Genomic DNA, 14432 nt, shown 5'->3' with positions numbered 1-14432 from the left:
AGGGTGCGATGCCCAGGACGGGCGGCGCGCACGCGAGCGCAAGGTTGTACACGGGGAGCACTGGGCGGAGCACGGCCGGTGAGGGCCCAGTAATTATTTACTGGTAAAACACATGCTAAATTGATTGTATGAGCAGTACCCCCACCCCCCGCCGCCTTCCCCTCGCCGGAGTCCTCCGCCTGGCGCGCCCCTCCGACATCTGGTTCAAACCCGCGCTCAGCGTGGTCGCCTCGGTCACCCCGCCGAACCTGATCCTGCTGGCGCTCGGCCGCCTGGACCTCGCCCTCTACACCATGGCCGGATCGCTGTGCGCCCTCTACGGCCACAACCGGCCCTACGCCGCCCGCGGCCGCACCCTGGCCTGGGTGGTGCTCGGCATGGTCGGCGGGCTCGCCCTGTCCCTGCTGGCGGCATCGCTCACCTCACGGGCCGCCGTCCTGGTCACCGTCGGGGCGCTGCTGGCGGCCGCCCAGAAGACCGTGTGCGACGCCACCCGCGTCGGACCGCCCGGCAACGTGGTGCTGACCTTCATCAGCTCAGCCTCCCTGTTCGCGCCGCAAACCCTCGCCCAGGTGCCCGGGCACGTCGGGCTGGCGCTGGCGGCCGGTGCCTGGGCCTGGCTGGTCGGCATGGTGCCCGGGCTGCTCCGCCCGCACGGCCCCGAGCGCCGCGCCACCGCCCGCGCCCTGAACGCCGCCGCCGCGTACGCCGAGACCCGGGGCACCGCCGAAGGCCATGCCCGCACCCGCGCCGCCTGCGCCGCCGCCGTCCACGCCGCCTGGCAGTCACTGCTCGCCGGCGGCGCCCGCCGCGACCGCACCCGGCGCGCCCTCGAACGGCTTGTGGTCCGCGCCGAGGTCGCCCTCGCCGCTCCCGCCGACACCGACCCCGCGCGGCTGCGCGCCTGGGCCCGCGAACTGCGCGGCACCGCCCGCGTCCCGCGCGCCGGTTCCGCCGCCGGGGCCGAGGACGAACTCCTCGGCGTCGAGGCCGAACTGGCCGAGCCACGACCGCCGTTGCGCCGCCGCCTGGCCCCGTACGCGCCCCTCGCGGCACGCACCGCGATCGGCTGCGCGCTGGCCGGCCACGCCTCCCTCCTGCTCGGCGTCGGCCGCCCCTACTGGGCCCTGGTCACCGCGGCCTCCCTCTACCAGGCCAACGTCACGCTCACCTGGAGCCGGGGCGTCCAGCGCGTCGTCGGCAACCTCGTCGGCGTCCTCCTCTTCGCCGCCCTCGCGCCGCTCACCCACGGCCACCCCGTCGCCCTGGTCCTGTGCTCCATCGCCCTCAACTTCGGCGCCGAGGCCCTGATCGGCCGCAACTACTGGCTCGGCAGTGTCTGTGTCACCCCGATGGCCCTGCTCGTCACCGAGTTCGCCGGCCTCCAGGACCCGGGGCGGCTGATCACCGAGCGCGTCGTGGACACCCTCGTCGGCGCGCTGGCCGGCTTCGCGGCGGCCGTCGCCGTCACCAACCGCCGCGCGGGCGACCGGCTCGAGCACGCACTGACCACGGCGGAGCGCGCCCGCGAGGACGCCGCCCGGCTGCTGACCGAGCCGCAGCCGGCGCCCGCCGCCCTGGCCTCCGCCCGCCGCGCCCTGGCCGCCGCGCTGGTCGAGCTGCGCGGCACGGCCGACGCGGCCACCGGCGAGTGGTGGCAGCGCGCGCTGCCCGAGGAGCGGGTCGTGCTCGCCGAACAGGCCGGACATCGTACGCTCGCCGCGACGGTACGACGCCAGGGCCTCGTACCGCAGGACCACGACCCCCGCAGGACCACGGAGGACATACGGCCATGACGGCGACGAACGGCGAACCGGCGCCCGGGAGCGACGCGGGCGACGCGCGACCGGAGAACGACGTCGCGGCCGGCGTACGACCGCCGTATCCACCCGCCCTGGCCGGTGCCGCGCAGAGCGACACGGTCGCCGCGGTCGTCCGCCAGTGGCGGGCCGTGCGTCCGGAGCTGGACACCGCGCCGATGGAGGTCATCGGCCGGATCAACCGCTGTGCCGCCCTGCTCCAGCAGGCCGAGGACGCGCCGCTGCGCCGGGCCGGCCTCAGCCGCCCCGAGTTCGACCTGCTGGGCGCGCTGCGCCGCACCGGCCACGAACTGACCCCGGGGGAGCTGGCCCGGGAGACCTTCTCCTCCGGGGCCGCCGTCACCAAGCGGCTCAAGCAGCTCACCGAGCGCGGACTGGTCGAGCGGCGCGGTGACACCCGCGACCGCCGCGTGGCCCATCTGCGCCTCACCGACACGGGCCGTGACCTGGTCGACGGCATCCTCCCCGAGCAACTCGCCTACGAGACGGCCGTCCTGTCCGTCCTCGCCCCGGAAGGCCAGGACGAACTCGCGGGCCGGCTCGCGGTGTTGCTCAGCCGACTGGAGGGACGCGCGGACGCACGGCCTGCCTAGGCCCTGTCCGACAATTCGCGTCTGCCCCGCGAGTCGACGGCGCGCCCCGGGGCCCCGCGAGCCCGGGCTCAGGAGGCCGCGAGCGCCTGGCGCTCCTCGTCCGTGAACGGCGGCTGGGCCAGCTGGGGTTTGAGGGGCCCGCGGATGGCCGCCACCAGGGTGCTGGGCCGGGCGAGCCGGTGCGGACCCGCCTCAAGCGTCATGACGTCCGTGACATCACGGGCGATACGGCCGGAGCCGGTGGCGGTGTAGAGGAGGCGGTCGACGAACCGCGCGGCGACGCGTTCGCCCAGGGTGGGCCCGTGCTCGGTCGAGTCGGGGTAGAAGACGTCCGATCCGGTGGCGAGGGTCCACGCGGTGCCGACATGGCTCGCGATGCCCTTCTGCACCCGGCGGGACAGTCCCGCGGCGGCCCAGCCATGGCGGCGCACGGTGTCCCTGAGGGTGAGGGCGCTCAGTGCCGCCACCGACATGCCATGGCCGTACACCGGGTTGTAGGCGGCCACCGCGTCACCGAGGACGACCAGTCCCCGCGGCATGGGCGCCTTCTCGTAGTACCGGCGGCGGTTGACCGTCGTGCGCGTGACCGTCACGTCCGTCAGCGGGGTGAGCCTCTCGATCAGCTCTCCCACGACGGGATGCCGCAGCCGCAGGGCGAACGGCAGGAAGTCGTCGTTGGCGCCCGTGGGTTCACCCCCCGCGGTACCGGAGAGGGTGACCAGCCAGCGGCCGTCCTCGATGGGCAGGATGACGCCCGCCTGGCCCGGCCCCGAACCCCGGCCGAGCGCCTGGACGTTGACGATGGGCCACGCCATGTGGTGCGTCTTCTCCGGCGCCGGGTAGATCCGGCTGGCGTACACGAGCCCGGGGTCGACCTCGCGCGAGGCCGGTTCCGGGCCGCCCAGCTCACGCAGCCAGTGCGGGGTCCGGGACGCCCGCCCGCTCGCGTCGACGACCAGGTCGGCACGGAGCACCTCCGTCCCGGCGCCGGTGCGCCGGACGCGGACACCCGTGACGGCGCGGGCGTCGCCCTCCAGCCCGAGGACCTCCGTGCGCGGCAGCACGGTGACACGGCCGCGGGGGTCCGCCAGCACCTGGCGGCGGACGACCCAGTCGAGGAGGTCCCGGCTGCAGCCGATCACATAGTGGCTCTCGTCCCAGCGGCGGAACCAGCCCTGGGGGCTGTAGGCGACCATCCCCGTGGTCAGCGGGATCCTGCGGGCCCCCCGGGCGGCGAGCGCGTCGCCCGTGCCGGGAAGCAGGGCCTCGATGGCGTCCGCACCGCCGGACCACAGCAGATGGACGTGGTGGGCCTGCGGCAGCCCCTTCCTCGGCCCGGGGGCGTCCGGCAGGGTGTCCCGTTCGACGACGGTGACGTGCGCCTCGCCGGCGAGGGCCCGCGCCGCGAGCATCCCGGTCAGGCCCCCGCCGATGACGACCGCTCGCCGGCGGTCGCGGGCGGTGGCGGGTCCGGTGGCGCTCGCGCTCATGACATCACGCTTTCTTCTCGGGAGGCCGCCGTCCGGCGGGGCCGCACGCCATCCCGCCGGAGAGCGCGGGAGACGGGGACAAGGGCCTGCATGCTCTCCGGCGGCTGCTGCAGGGGACGTTCCGGGGCCTTCGGATCGTCGGCGCGCAGGCTCAGGACGGCGGCCGTGATGGTGGCGGCGTCGGCGGCGGCCTCGGCCGCGGCGGGCTCGCCGCCGACGGTGAGGTGGTGTTCACGTGTCCGTTCGCGCAGGGCGGCGTCCATGAACGGGGCGACGTGCCGCAGGGCGTCCCGGATGAAGGTCTGACGGCGGGTCAGACGCAGCTCGATCGGGGCGAACCGGCCGAGCGCCACGGGCGCCGACGCGGCGGGCACCGAGTGCAGCACCCGGGCCAGGGGGCGCAACGCCCGGTACTCCCTGCGGATGGCCCACCAGTGCGACAGGCGCTCCCCGGCGTGCGGCAGGATGAAGCCGAGCGCGATGAGCAGGCCGACCAGGGCGGCGATCGGCGGCGCGAGGTCGGTGCTCATCCAGTCGAGGTCGTCGCGGCCGGTCCAGCGGGCGACGATGGGCGTCAGCTTCACCCCGTCGTAGAGGAGGTTCATGGCGTAGCCGACGCCGAGGAGCACGACACCGCGGTGCAGCCAGCCCGTTCCGCGGACCCGGCCCTCCCAACTCCACAGCAGGGCCGAGGTGATCAGGACCGCCACCGTGTGCCCCAGCAGGTACAGCACGATCATCTCGCGCATGTACGGCGTGTTGGCGTAGTAGGTGTCCAGGTCGCGCAGTCGTTCGACACCGTGGTCGCCCAGCGCGAAGAGGATCCAGAGCGCGGACACGAGGGTCCCGTAGCTGCCGTAGACCCAGTACTTGGCCCGGCGGATACTCGCCGCCGGGCCGCCGCGCCATTTGATGATCAGCAGCAGGCACGAGGCGCAGAAGCCGGTGAGCAGGCTGTAGACCCACGGCGCCGAGAAGTTGGTGACGCCCGTGACGTCGTTGACGACCCTGATGGTGGGCGGTGCGGCGAAGATGAAGACACCGCAGGCCGCCAGCAGCAGTCCGCCGACCTGGCGCAGCAACGGGTTGCGGCCGGACCGGATCACCGCCGGGAGTTTGTAGGCCAGCGAGACGACCAGGACCACCGCCGTCAGGCTGTACGGGTTGTAGACCAACTCCCGCGCGTTCACGTCGTCATCCCTGCGGTCCGGGGTAGCCCAGTGAGGCGTTGATGCGCCGGGCGACCTCGTCGAGCTGCCGGACGCCGGCATTGCCCGGGTCGACGAGCCAGGTGCGCGCCTGGCTCCCCAGGAGCAGCCCGAACGTCTCCGCCGCGATCTCCTCCGCCTGGTGCGAGTGGCTGCGGGCCGCGACCCGGCGGACCATCTCCGGCCAGTCCACCTCGGCGGCGAGCGCCGCTCGCGCCGCGATCGACGCGCCGCCGAGGTCGTGACCGCGGTGGCCCGCGTGCATGTGCCACAGTTCGTGCCCGAGAACGACGAGTTGGTGGTCGGGGGTGAGGCTCTCCTCGACGACCACGACGTCCTGCTCGGGAAGGTCCAGCCACAGGCCGGTCGTGGTGGTGGCGATCTCCTCGGGAAACCGGAGGATGTTCAGCGCGACCGGGCGGCGCCGGCGTTCGCTCATCGCGGCGCACAGCGCCTCGAAGACGGCCCTGGGCAGCGCGGGGACGCCGACCCGGTGGGCGACGGCCGTACCGAGTTCACTCATCAGCCTGCGCTGTTCCCGGGCCAGACGGCCGGCAGCCCTCACCGGTTCTCCTCCGGCTCCATCATCGCGACGGTGTCCGCCACGCGCTGTAGGTCCTTGGCGATGTTCGCCACCCATCTGGTCATCTCGGTGAACTGGTCCCGCGTCCATCCGGAGCCTCTGGCGCTGACGTGGACGATGCCCAGATCCCTCAGCTTCCGCTCGGGATCGGCGCGCAGTTCGAGATCGAAGAGGACGGGCTGCAGTTCCCGGTTCAAGGCGTCGGCCGGCGGGTCCGTGAGGAACGCCGTCGCCACACCGTAGAACCGGGCCAGCGCGTGGCCGGCCACGATGCTCGGCTTCGCCTCTCCCGTGACGAGCTTGCGCGTCCAGGTGGGCGTCGCCCCGATGGCGGCGGCGATCTCGCGCACGTCGAACCGCTCGCCCCCGGCGCCCCCGCGCGACGCGTAGAGGAAGACCACGCGTTCCCGCACGCGCGCGTCCGGGTCCCGCTCGTCGACCTCCCGGCCGTCGAGCAGGCTGCGCACGTCCTCCTCGGGGACACCGGTGTCGTGGCCCAGGCGGGCCGTGTCGAGGACCTCGCCGCGGTCGAAGCCGTACGCCGTGCACAGTTCCTCGATGCGGGCCAGCGTCTGACGAAGGGGAGGACATGGCTCACTCATGAGTGAAGCTCCCAGCGGTGAACGGTGGTTGGCTGCGCTCGGTGAACGCATCGGACCGAACCTAGCGGCCTGGCCGGGCTCCGATCCAGACGTCGCGAACGATCGTTTCCCGATCGGGCAACGATCGTTGGCTGCCGCGCGCCCGGCGAGATCCGAGAGAGGGGCTCTAGATCCCCGGCCGGTACCGCAGTGGATGGTCGGCCGGTACCTCCACCAGCACGATCCGTGTGCCGTCGGGGTCGGCGATCCACATCTCGACCAGGCCCCACGGCTCCCGCACCGGCGGCCGGACGATCCCGACCTCCTTCGCCCGCAGCTCCTCGTGCGCGGCCGTCGCGTCCTCGACCTGGAGCCAGAGCGCCACGGCGGGGGAGGGCGGGGTGTCGGACCGTCCGGACACCTCCAGGAACCCGCCGCCGAGGAAGTAGACCGTCCCCCGCTCGGGGCCGGTACCGAACTCGCGGAAGACGGGCAGCCCCAGCCGCTCGCCGTAGAAGGCGCGGGACCGCTCGGGGTCGGTGGGCCGCAGGAGTGTCCGGCTGCTCAGTACATGCACCATGCGTGCGGAGCCTAGCGGCAGGGTTACGCTCATGTCCGGCTCAGCCGCGCCCGAGATCGGAGACCGCCCCATGGACACCGCCGCCACCGGACTCACCTTCCGTGACGCCACCGACGCCGACGTCGACGCGCTGGTCGCGTTGATCGAGTCGGCGTACCGCGGGGACGCCAGCCGGGCCGGGTGGACCACGGAGGCGGACATCCTCCAGGGGCAGCGGACCGACTCCGACGGCGTGCTGGAGGTGATCAAGTCGCCCGCCAGCCGGCTGCTGACCGTCGAGCGGGACGGCGCGATCGTCGCCTGCTGCCAGCTCGAACACCGCGGCGACCACGTCTACTTCGGCATGTTCGCGGTCAACCCGGGCCTTCAGGGATCGGGTCTCGGCAAGGCCGTCATGGCCGAGGCCGAACGGCACGCCCGCGAGGCCTGGGGCGCCGCCGAGATGCACATGACGGTGATCTCCGTGCGCGACGACCTGATCGCCTGGTACGAGCGCCGCGGCTACCGCCGTACGGGAAGGATGACCCCGTTCCCGTACGGCGATGAGCGCTTCGGCATTCCCCAGCGCCCCGACCTCCAGTTCGAGCTGCTGGTCAAGCCGCTGGTGTGACGGGCCCGGAGGCGGCGTCCACCCGCACCGCGTCCCGGCCCCCGAGCGGGCGTCGGCTCACGCGGTGAACCGGCCCGTGCGCTTGATCTCCGGGAAGTCGGTCGTCGCCCCGTCCAACTGCAGCGCGCGCACCAGCCGCAGATGGTCCTGTGTGTTGACCACCCAGCCGATGATCCGCAGCTCGGACGCGCGCGCCCGCTCGACGATCTCCAGGGTGAGCCGGCGGATGTCGAGACAGAGCGTCGGGGCGCCCACGGCGACGGCGCGGTCCACGACATCGGTGCCGTAACGGCTCGCGACGAGCGCGGTGCGCACGCCCGGCACCAGCCGGGAGATCTCGGCGATCGCCTCGTCGTGGAAGGAGGACACCTCCACACGCCCGACCAGGTCCCTGCGGTGCATCACCTCGGCCAGTGCCCGGGCCGCCGCGATGTCCTTGATCTCGGCCTGCAAAGGCGTGCTCACCGCGTCCAGCACCTCCTCGAACACCGGCACGCGCTCGCCGCGGCCCGCGTCCAGGGCGCGCAGCTCGGCGAGGGTCTTCTCGGCGATCGGCCCGCAGCCGTCGGTCGTCCGGTCCACCTCCGCGTCGTGCATGACGACCAGGGCGCCGTCCTTGCTCAGGTGCAGATCGAGTTCGATGAGGTCGAGGCCGGCGTGGTGCGCGGCGACGAAGGAACGAAGGGTGTTCTCGGGTTCGACACCCATGACCCCGCGGTGACCGATGGTAAGGAAGTTCAAGGTTCGACTCGCTTCCGTCGACGGCGGCTCGGCGCGCGCGTGACGAGCGGACGTCGTCGGCCGCGCGGGCAGAATCGCAGCCTAATGGCCGGGGCCCGCGATGAACCCGCATGTGCGCGGGTGATCGGGGCGCGTGGCGGGCGCGCTCTGGCCGGGACCCGCTCCCGGCATCACTCCTGCGTGGGCGTGTCGCGACGGCCTTGACTGTCCGGTTCATCCCGGTCGCTCCCCTTCCGCCCGCCGGTGGACGCAAATGAAAGTGAGCGTCGTCACGGTTAGCGGCAGGAAAAACATCGGCGCCCAAGGGGTTGGGCAGAATAATTTCCCGAGCTGCCTCTTGCTGGGAGAAACGGGGTATGCATACGGTGTCCGGACGCGAGGTTCTCCCGTGGAGGATGGAACATGACGGAAATTCTTGTGCAGGCGGGTCCGGAGGAACAGCTTTCTCCGCAGACCAGGGTGATCGAGCACCCGGCCTGGCCCGTGCTCAAGGATGCCGTGGAGCAGATCCGGCCATGGCAGTCGAAGGACGGATCGATCGACTTCGAGGCCGAGGGCGCACCCGCGCGGGCCGACGCCGTCGCCGCCGTCGAGCGTGTCGCCGACGCGGTCGAGCGGCTCTCCCCGCTGCTCCCGCACGACGTCCTCTACCACCAGGCTCTGGTGCGCGACCTGCGCGTCTGGGCCGAGGGCGGCTTCGAGGTGCCGGACTTCCTGGACTCCCTGCTGGCCTTCCAGCCCGCCGCGAACCGCGCGGACGGCCTTCAGCACCTGGTCGTCTTCCCGATGTACACGCAGAACGGCAACCTGGACCGCAACCTGGAGGCGGTCGTGGTGCGCATGGTGTGGCCCGACTGGCTGGCCGAGCTGGAGCGCACCCGCTACGACAACCCGCTGTTCTGTGGCATCACCTTCGAGGACTTCACCGCGGGCTACGACACCAACTCGGCCGTGCTCTTCCCGGAGACGATCGCCGTGCGCGAAGCGCCGGAACGTTTCTCCTGGGGTGGCATCTTCTGTGACCGCGAGGCCGCCCGCTTCCGCCGGGTCACCGACGCGGCCGTCGGCATCCTGGGCCTGGAGCTGCCCGAGGACATCGCGGCGATGGTCCACGACCAGAAGCGCTGCGAGGAGGCCTTCGTACTGTGGGACATGGTCCACGACCGCACCCACAGCCACGGCGACCTGCCGTTCGACCCGTTCATGATCAAGCAGCGCCAGCCGTACTGGATGTACGGCCTGGAGGAGCTGCGCTGTGACCTGACCGCCTTCAAGGAGGCCGTCAAGCTCCAGGCCGACGGCGTTCCGCAGGCCCGCGACGTGCAGTACGCGGTGCTCTTCGACCGCATGTTCCGCTTCCCGGTCACCGGCGACCGCGTCCGCAACTACGACGGCGTCGGCGGCCAGCTGCTCTTCTCCTACCTGCACAAGCACGATGTCCTGCGCTGGACCGACAACAAGCTCTCCATCGACTGGGAGCGCGCCCCGCAGGTCACCAACCAGCTGTGCGCCGAGATCGAAAAGCTCTACAAGGACGGCATCGACCGCCCGAAGCTGGTGCACTGGTTCGCCGGCTACGAGCTGGTCGCCACCTACCTCGCCCCGCACCCGGGCTCGAAGTGGGCCAAGGGCCCCGACGCCCTGGACCTGAGCCAGCCGCCGCGCAAGCTCGTGGACGACGTGCTTCCGGACGAGTTTCCGCTCAGCATGTTCTTTGAGGCCCTGTCCAAGAAGCTGAAGAATGTGATCGCCTCCACCAAGGGCATCACGGCGGACAGCGCCGAGCGGGTCGCCGCGTGAGCGACCGCCTCCGGAACACTGTGCAAAAGGGGAAGAACATGGCGGGGAACGGGTCTCTCAGTGGTGCGGTGATCGCGGTGGCCGGCGCGGGCGGACCCGCCGGGCACGCGACGCTGGTGCGGCTCGCCGAGGCGGGCGCGGTCGTCGTCGGCGCCGACAACAACGCCGAGCGCCTGGCCGAGGCCGTGGACGCGGCCCGCTACGCCCGCGGCGGCGCCACGGTCACCGGGGAGACGGTCGATCTGCTCGACCTGCAGTCCACCCGCGACTGGGCCGCCCGCATCGAGAAGGACCACGGCCGCGTCGACGGCCTGGTCCACCTGGTCGGCGGCTGGCGCGGCAGCGCCACCTTCGCCGAAACCGACCTCGCGGACTGGGACCTGCTGGAGAAGCTGCTGATCCGCACGGTGCAGCACACCTCCCTGGCCTTCTTCGACGCGCTGCGGCGCAGCGAGCGCGGCCGGTACGTGCTCACCAGCGCCGCCGGCGCGGCGAAGCCCACCGCGGGCAACGCCGCCTACTCCGCCGCCAAGGCCGCGGCCGAGGCCTGGACCCTCGCGATGGCCGACGGCTTCCGCAAGGCCGGGGGAGAGGAGGGCCCGCGCGCGGCGGCTGCCATCCTGGTGGTGAAGGCACTGGTGCACGACGCGATGCGCGCCGAACGCCCCAACGCGAAGTTCGCGGGCTTCACGGACGTCAAGGACCTCGCCGAGGCCGTCGAGGGCGTCTGGAGCAAGCCCGCCGCAGAAGTGAACGGAAACCGTCTGTGGCTGACCGAGAAGCCGTGAACCCTCCCAGGACCGACGCGCGTCGCCATCACGACCCGCGGGTCCGCGGTTTCGCAAGTGACAACTACGCCGGCGCGCACCCGGAGGTGCTGGCCGCCCTGGCCCTGGCCAACGGCGGCCACCAGGTGGCGTACGGCGAGGACGACTACACCGAGAACCTCCAGCGGGTCATCCGCAGCCACTTCGGGGCGAGCGCCGAGGCCTTCCCGGTCTTCAACGGCACCGGTGCCAACGTCGTCGCGCTCCAGGCGGTCACCGACCGCTGGGGCGCGGTGGTCTGCGCCGAGAGCGCGCACATCAACGTCGACGAGGGCGGCGCTCCCGAGCGCATGGCCGGCCTGAAGCTGCTGACCGTGCCCACGCCCGACGGCAAGCTCACGCCGGAGCTCATCGACCGGCAGGCGTGGGGCTGGGAGGACGAGCACCGTGCGATGCCGCAGGTCGTCTCGATCACCCAGAGCACCGAGCTGGGCACGCTCTACACGCCCGAGGAGATCCGGGCGATCTGCGAGCACGCCCACGCCCACGGCATGAAGGTGCACCTGGACGGTTCCCGGATAGCCAACGCGGCCGCCTCCCTGGACGTGCCGATGCGTACGTTCACCAACGCGGTCGGCGTCGACATCCTCTCTCTGGGCGGCACGAAGAACGGCGCGGTGTTCGGTGAGGCCGTCGTGGTCCTCAACCAGGACGCGGTGCGGAAGATGAAGCACGTGCGCAAGATGTCGATGCAGCTGGCGTCCAAGATGCGCTTCGTCTCGGTGCAGTTGGAGGCGCTGCTCGCCAAGGACCTGTGGCTGCGCAACGCCCGGCACGCCAATGAGATGGCGCGGCGGCTGGCCGAGGGCGTCCGCGCGGTGCACGGCGTGGAGATCCTCTATCCCGTGCAGGCCAACGGCGTCTTCGCCCGGCTGCCGCACGACGTGAGCGAGCGGCTGCAGAAGCGGTTCCGTTTCTACTTCTGGGACGAGGCCGCCGGAGTGGTGCGCTGGATGTGCTCCTTCGACACCACGGAGGAGGACGTCGACACGTTCACCGCCGCGGTCAAGGAGGAGATGGCGCGCTGAGCGCGGCACACGGGGACGGCGGACACCGCCGCATGCACGCATAGGTATGCGGCCACCTGAAAAGTCATAGACACTCGGGTGGCCGCATTCCTATACTCTGCGGCCCCGTGGTACGGGAGACGGCCGCACGACTCGCAAAAGGCGCCGCCGACTCGTATGAGTATGCGCGGGCCGCCTACGAGTTCGTCAGGGACGCCATTCCCCACTCCCAGGACTCCGGCGACCACCGCATCACCTGGCCTCGGGGACCAACGGATGGGAGATACGTGACTTCGGCCCCTCCGCTCGGCAGGTCGCCGAGGTCCGTGCCGTCGCGGACAGGCGGCTGCATGCCACGGTCGCCAGGGCGGCCTGGCGGCCGGACCCGGCATTGCCCGGCGACCTTGTGGCCACGTTGAAGACGCCGGAGGGCGGGCGGTATCGGGAGCTGGAGCGGATGCGCCGGCCGCCGACGAGGTCCACCGGTTACCGCGATGAAGGGCGCGTTGCAGCGGGTACACGAAACGTGATTCCGGCTTCACCGTGGAGGCCGGGGACGCCATCAGCGAGGCAGGGTGACGAGCCCCGTCTCATAGGCGGTGATGACGAGCTGGACCCGGTCCCGGGCGCCCAATTTGGTGAGCAGCCGTGAAACGTGTGACTTGGCGGTGGCCACCGTGATGAACAGGTCCTCGGCGATCTCGGTGTTCGACCTGCCGCGTCCGACCAGGGTCAGTACTTCGCGTTCCCGCTCGGTGATGCCCTCGACCGGCCTTGGGGAGCGCTCCGGGACAGCTGCGGGCCGCCCGATGAAGTCCGCGATCAGACGGCGCGTCACACCCGGCGCGATCAGCGCGTCACCAGAGGCGACCACGCGGATCGCCGCGAGGATGTCGTCCAGCGCCATGTCCTTGACCACGAAGCCGCTCGCGCCGGCCCGGAGCGCGCCGTAGACATGGTCGTCCTCGTCGAAGGTGGTCAGGACGAGGACGCGTGTGGTTGCCGAACCGGCGGTGATCAGGCGGGTGGCCTCGATCCCGTCCATGCCGGGCATCCGGATGTCCATGACCACGACGTCGGGGCCGGCATCCCTGACCAATTGGACGGCCTCAGCGCCGGTGGCGGCTTCACCGACGACCTCCAGATCGGGGTAGTCGGCCATGATCACGCGTAGACCGGACCGAACCAACGGCTGGTCGTCGGCGAGCACCACACGGATGGTCATCGGCCTTCCACCGGAACTCCGAAAGGTGCGGGCAGCGGCAGCCGGGCCGCCACCCGGAAGCCGCCCTCGGGTCGCGGTCCGGCGCTGAGGTGGCCGCCCAGCAGACCCACTCGTTCCCGCATCCCGATCAGGCCGAAGCCGTGGGCCGAGCCGTCCTCGGTGGCGCCGTGCCCGTTGTCGACGACCTCCACGAACAGCTCCTCGTCTCCGTAGTCGATGGCCACCCGGCAACGCCCGGAGCCCGCGTGTCGGACCACATTGGTCAGCGCCTCCTGCACGATGCGGTAGGCGGACAGGTCGATGTCGGCCGGCACGGGACGCTGCTCCCCGGTGCAGCACACGTCGACGCGTACCTCTGCGCGCGCGGTCGCTGCCGCAAGCCGTTCGATGTCCGCCAGTCCCGGCGTGGGTGCGAGCGGTGACTGCTCCGAGGCAGTCGCGCCCCGGTCGGCCTGACGGAGCGACACCAGCGTGCGCCGAAGGCCCGACAGGGTCTCTCTGCTGGTGGCCTCGATGGCGCGCAGGGCCTCGCGCGCCTCGGCCGGCTGGGTCTGAATGACCCGGCTGCCCACACCGGCCTGGATCGCGATGATGCCGATGCTGTGCGCGACCATGTCGTGCAACTCCCGTGCGATCAGTAGCCGTTCGGCGGTCACCGCCTCGGCCACCTCCTGTGTCCTTAGCGCCACTGCGTGCTCGCGGCGCTCGCGGCTCAGCAGACCGGCCATGCAGGATGCGGCCAACGCCAGGAGGGCGATCAGCCCGTTGACGGCCAGGCCGTCTCCATGTGTGAAGAGGCCGATCACCAGAAGTTGCACTGTGAATGACACGGCCACGGCGACAGCCGAAGCACGCCGTGCACAAGTGGCGACGATGAAGCCCAAAATGAGGTCCACTGCCAGATACGACAGGAACTGGCCCTGATATGACGCCGCCCGGCTCTCATGGGCGGTACTCGGAGGGCCCACCACCGCAGCGGTGGATCCGAAGAGTGCCATGACCAGAGCCGGCAGCGGCATCCGTCGCACCACACCGGCGAGCAGGCTCACGGCCAGCAGCGCCCCGATACCGTGGACCGTGCCCGACGCCCGCGGTGCGGCCCCCACCAGCAGACCCGCCACGAGGAGGTAGGAGGCACCCCCTACCCAGGCCACGGCCTTGGTTCTCGTCATCGGCGGTGTCCCCTCCCGGGAACAAGCCCGAGGTGCGCGACGCGCGCAGGCAACGAAATGGTTGTCATGGGGTTCACTCCGCGAGACTAACCGGACCACCAGCAGCGCGGCATCAGCCCGGGGACGTACGCCCACGGTTCAATCCGGCCGCACGATTGCCACCCACGGCCCCATGCCCGGACGGGGCTCCTCTCG

The 14432-nt window shown here is 71.7% G+C and carries 14 protein-coding genes and 2 pseudogenes; 8 read left to right on the top strand and 8 right to left on the bottom strand.

What is annotated here, in order from left to right:
- Positions 1 to 128 precede the first annotated feature (128 nt).
- Together ACIBA9_RS09050 and ACIBA9_RS09045 are read left to right on the top strand one after the other, a co-directional pair.
- Positions 129 to 1796: an FUSC family protein gene (locus tag ACIBA9_RS09050; protein WP_399361095.1), complete on the top strand. Its 1668-nt coding sequence runs from the start codon at positions 129 to 131 to the stop codon at positions 1794 to 1796.
- Positions 1793 to 2413, top strand: a complete 621-nt coding sequence (locus tag ACIBA9_RS09045) for a MarR family winged helix-turn-helix transcriptional regulator (protein WP_399361093.1) — start codon at positions 1793 to 1795, stop codon at positions 2411 to 2413. The genes ACIBA9_RS09050 and ACIBA9_RS09045 overlap by 4 nt, the downstream gene beginning before the upstream one ends.
- A 68-nt stretch (positions 2414 to 2481) precedes the next feature.
- On the opposite strand, the gene ACIBA9_RS09040 is transcribed toward ACIBA9_RS09045, so the two are convergent.
- From ACIBA9_RS09040 to ACIBA9_RS09020, 5 genes are all read right to left on the bottom strand, one after another.
- A complete protein-coding gene (locus ACIBA9_RS09040) occupies positions 2482 to 3903 on the bottom strand; it encodes an FAD-dependent oxidoreductase (protein WP_399361091.1) in 1422 nt (473 codons plus the stop codon).
- The gene (locus tag ACIBA9_RS09035; protein ID WP_399361089.1) at positions 3900 to 5093 is read right to left on the bottom strand and encodes an MAB_1171c family putative transporter; all 1194 of its coding nucleotides are present in this window, start codon (positions 5091 to 5093) and stop codon (positions 3900 to 3902) included. Before ACIBA9_RS09035 ends, ACIBA9_RS09040 begins: the two co-directional genes overlap by 4 nt.
- 4 nt (positions 5094 to 5097) lie before the next feature.
- A complete protein-coding gene (locus tag ACIBA9_RS09030) occupies positions 5098 to 5676 on the bottom strand; it encodes a toxin-antitoxin system, toxin component (protein ID WP_399361087.1) in 579 nt (192 codons plus the stop codon).
- Positions 5673 to 6296 (bottom strand): hypothetical protein, encoded by a 624-nt coding sequence (locus ACIBA9_RS09025; RefSeq protein WP_399361085.1) that lies wholly within the window; start codon positions 6294 to 6296, stop codon positions 5673 to 5675. The genes ACIBA9_RS09030 and ACIBA9_RS09025 overlap by 4 nt, the downstream gene beginning before the upstream one ends.
- A 166-nt stretch (positions 6297 to 6462) precedes the next feature.
- A complete protein-coding gene (locus ACIBA9_RS09020; protein ID WP_399361083.1) occupies positions 6463 to 6855 on the bottom strand; it encodes a VOC family protein in 393 nt (130 codons plus the stop codon).
- A gap of 70 nt (positions 6856 to 6925) precedes the next feature.
- Between ACIBA9_RS09020 and ACIBA9_RS09015 the strand changes: the two genes are divergently transcribed.
- Positions 6926 to 7465 (top strand): GNAT family N-acetyltransferase, encoded by a 540-nt coding sequence (locus tag ACIBA9_RS09015; RefSeq protein ID WP_399361272.1) that lies wholly within the window; start codon positions 6926 to 6928, stop codon positions 7463 to 7465.
- Between the two features lie 57 nt (positions 7466 to 7522).
- Here the strand turns inward: ACIBA9_RS09015 and ACIBA9_RS09010 are convergent, their stop codons facing one another.
- Positions 7523 to 8206 carry a glycerophosphodiester phosphodiesterase family protein gene (locus ACIBA9_RS09010; RefSeq protein WP_362159498.1) on the bottom strand — a complete coding sequence of 228 codons (684 nt, stop codon included), beginning with the start codon at positions 8204 to 8206 and terminating at the stop codon, positions 7523 to 7525.
- Between the two features lie 402 nt (positions 8207 to 8608).
- Between ACIBA9_RS09010 and ACIBA9_RS09005 the strand changes: the two genes are divergently transcribed.
- From ACIBA9_RS09005 to ACIBA9_RS08985, 5 genes and pseudogenes are all read left to right on the top strand, one after another.
- Positions 8609 to 10006: a DUF6421 family protein gene (locus ACIBA9_RS09005; protein WP_399361081.1), complete on the top strand. Its 1398-nt coding sequence runs from the start codon at positions 8609 to 8611 to the stop codon at positions 10004 to 10006.
- 38 nt (positions 10007 to 10044) lie between these two features.
- On the top strand, positions 10045 to 10794 hold the full coding sequence (locus tag ACIBA9_RS09000; protein WP_399361079.1) for an SDR family NAD(P)-dependent oxidoreductase: 750 nt from the start codon (positions 10045 to 10047) through the stop codon (positions 10792 to 10794).
- Positions 10791 to 11861 (top strand): threonine aldolase family protein, encoded by a 1071-nt coding sequence (locus ACIBA9_RS08995; RefSeq protein ID WP_399361077.1) that lies wholly within the window; start codon positions 10791 to 10793, stop codon positions 11859 to 11861. Before ACIBA9_RS09000 ends, ACIBA9_RS08995 begins: the two co-directional genes overlap by 4 nt.
- A gap of 104 nt (positions 11862 to 11965) precedes the next feature.
- Positions 11966 to 12100, top strand: a pseudogene (locus tag ACIBA9_RS08990) (transglutaminase); the annotation flags it as partial.
- Between the two features lie 44 nt (positions 12101 to 12144).
- Positions 12145 to 12364: pseudogene (locus tag ACIBA9_RS08985) on the top strand (hypothetical protein); the annotation flags it as partial.
- 38 nt (positions 12365 to 12402) lie between these two features.
- Here the strand turns inward: ACIBA9_RS08985 and ACIBA9_RS08980 are convergent.
- Both ACIBA9_RS08980 and ACIBA9_RS08975 read right to left on the bottom strand, forming a co-directional pair.
- Complete coding sequence (locus ACIBA9_RS08980) at positions 12403 to 13065, bottom strand: response regulator (RefSeq protein ID WP_399361076.1); 663 nt, start codon at positions 13063 to 13065, stop codon at positions 12403 to 12405.
- Positions 13062 to 14186 carry a sensor histidine kinase gene (locus tag ACIBA9_RS08975; protein ID WP_399361074.1) on the bottom strand — a complete coding sequence of 375 codons (1125 nt, stop codon included), beginning with the start codon at positions 14184 to 14186 and terminating at the stop codon, positions 13062 to 13064. Before ACIBA9_RS08975 ends, ACIBA9_RS08980 begins: the two co-directional genes overlap by 4 nt.
- Positions 14187 to 14432: the final 246 nt, after the last annotated feature.

This window comes from Streptomyces sp. NPDC051452 (genome assembly GCF_044454765.1).
Lineage (GTDB): Bacteria > Actinomycetota > Actinomycetes > Streptomycetales > Streptomycetaceae > Streptomyces.
Note: the sequence above shows the minus strand (reverse complement) of the source record. Positions and strands in the feature narration are given on the sequence as shown.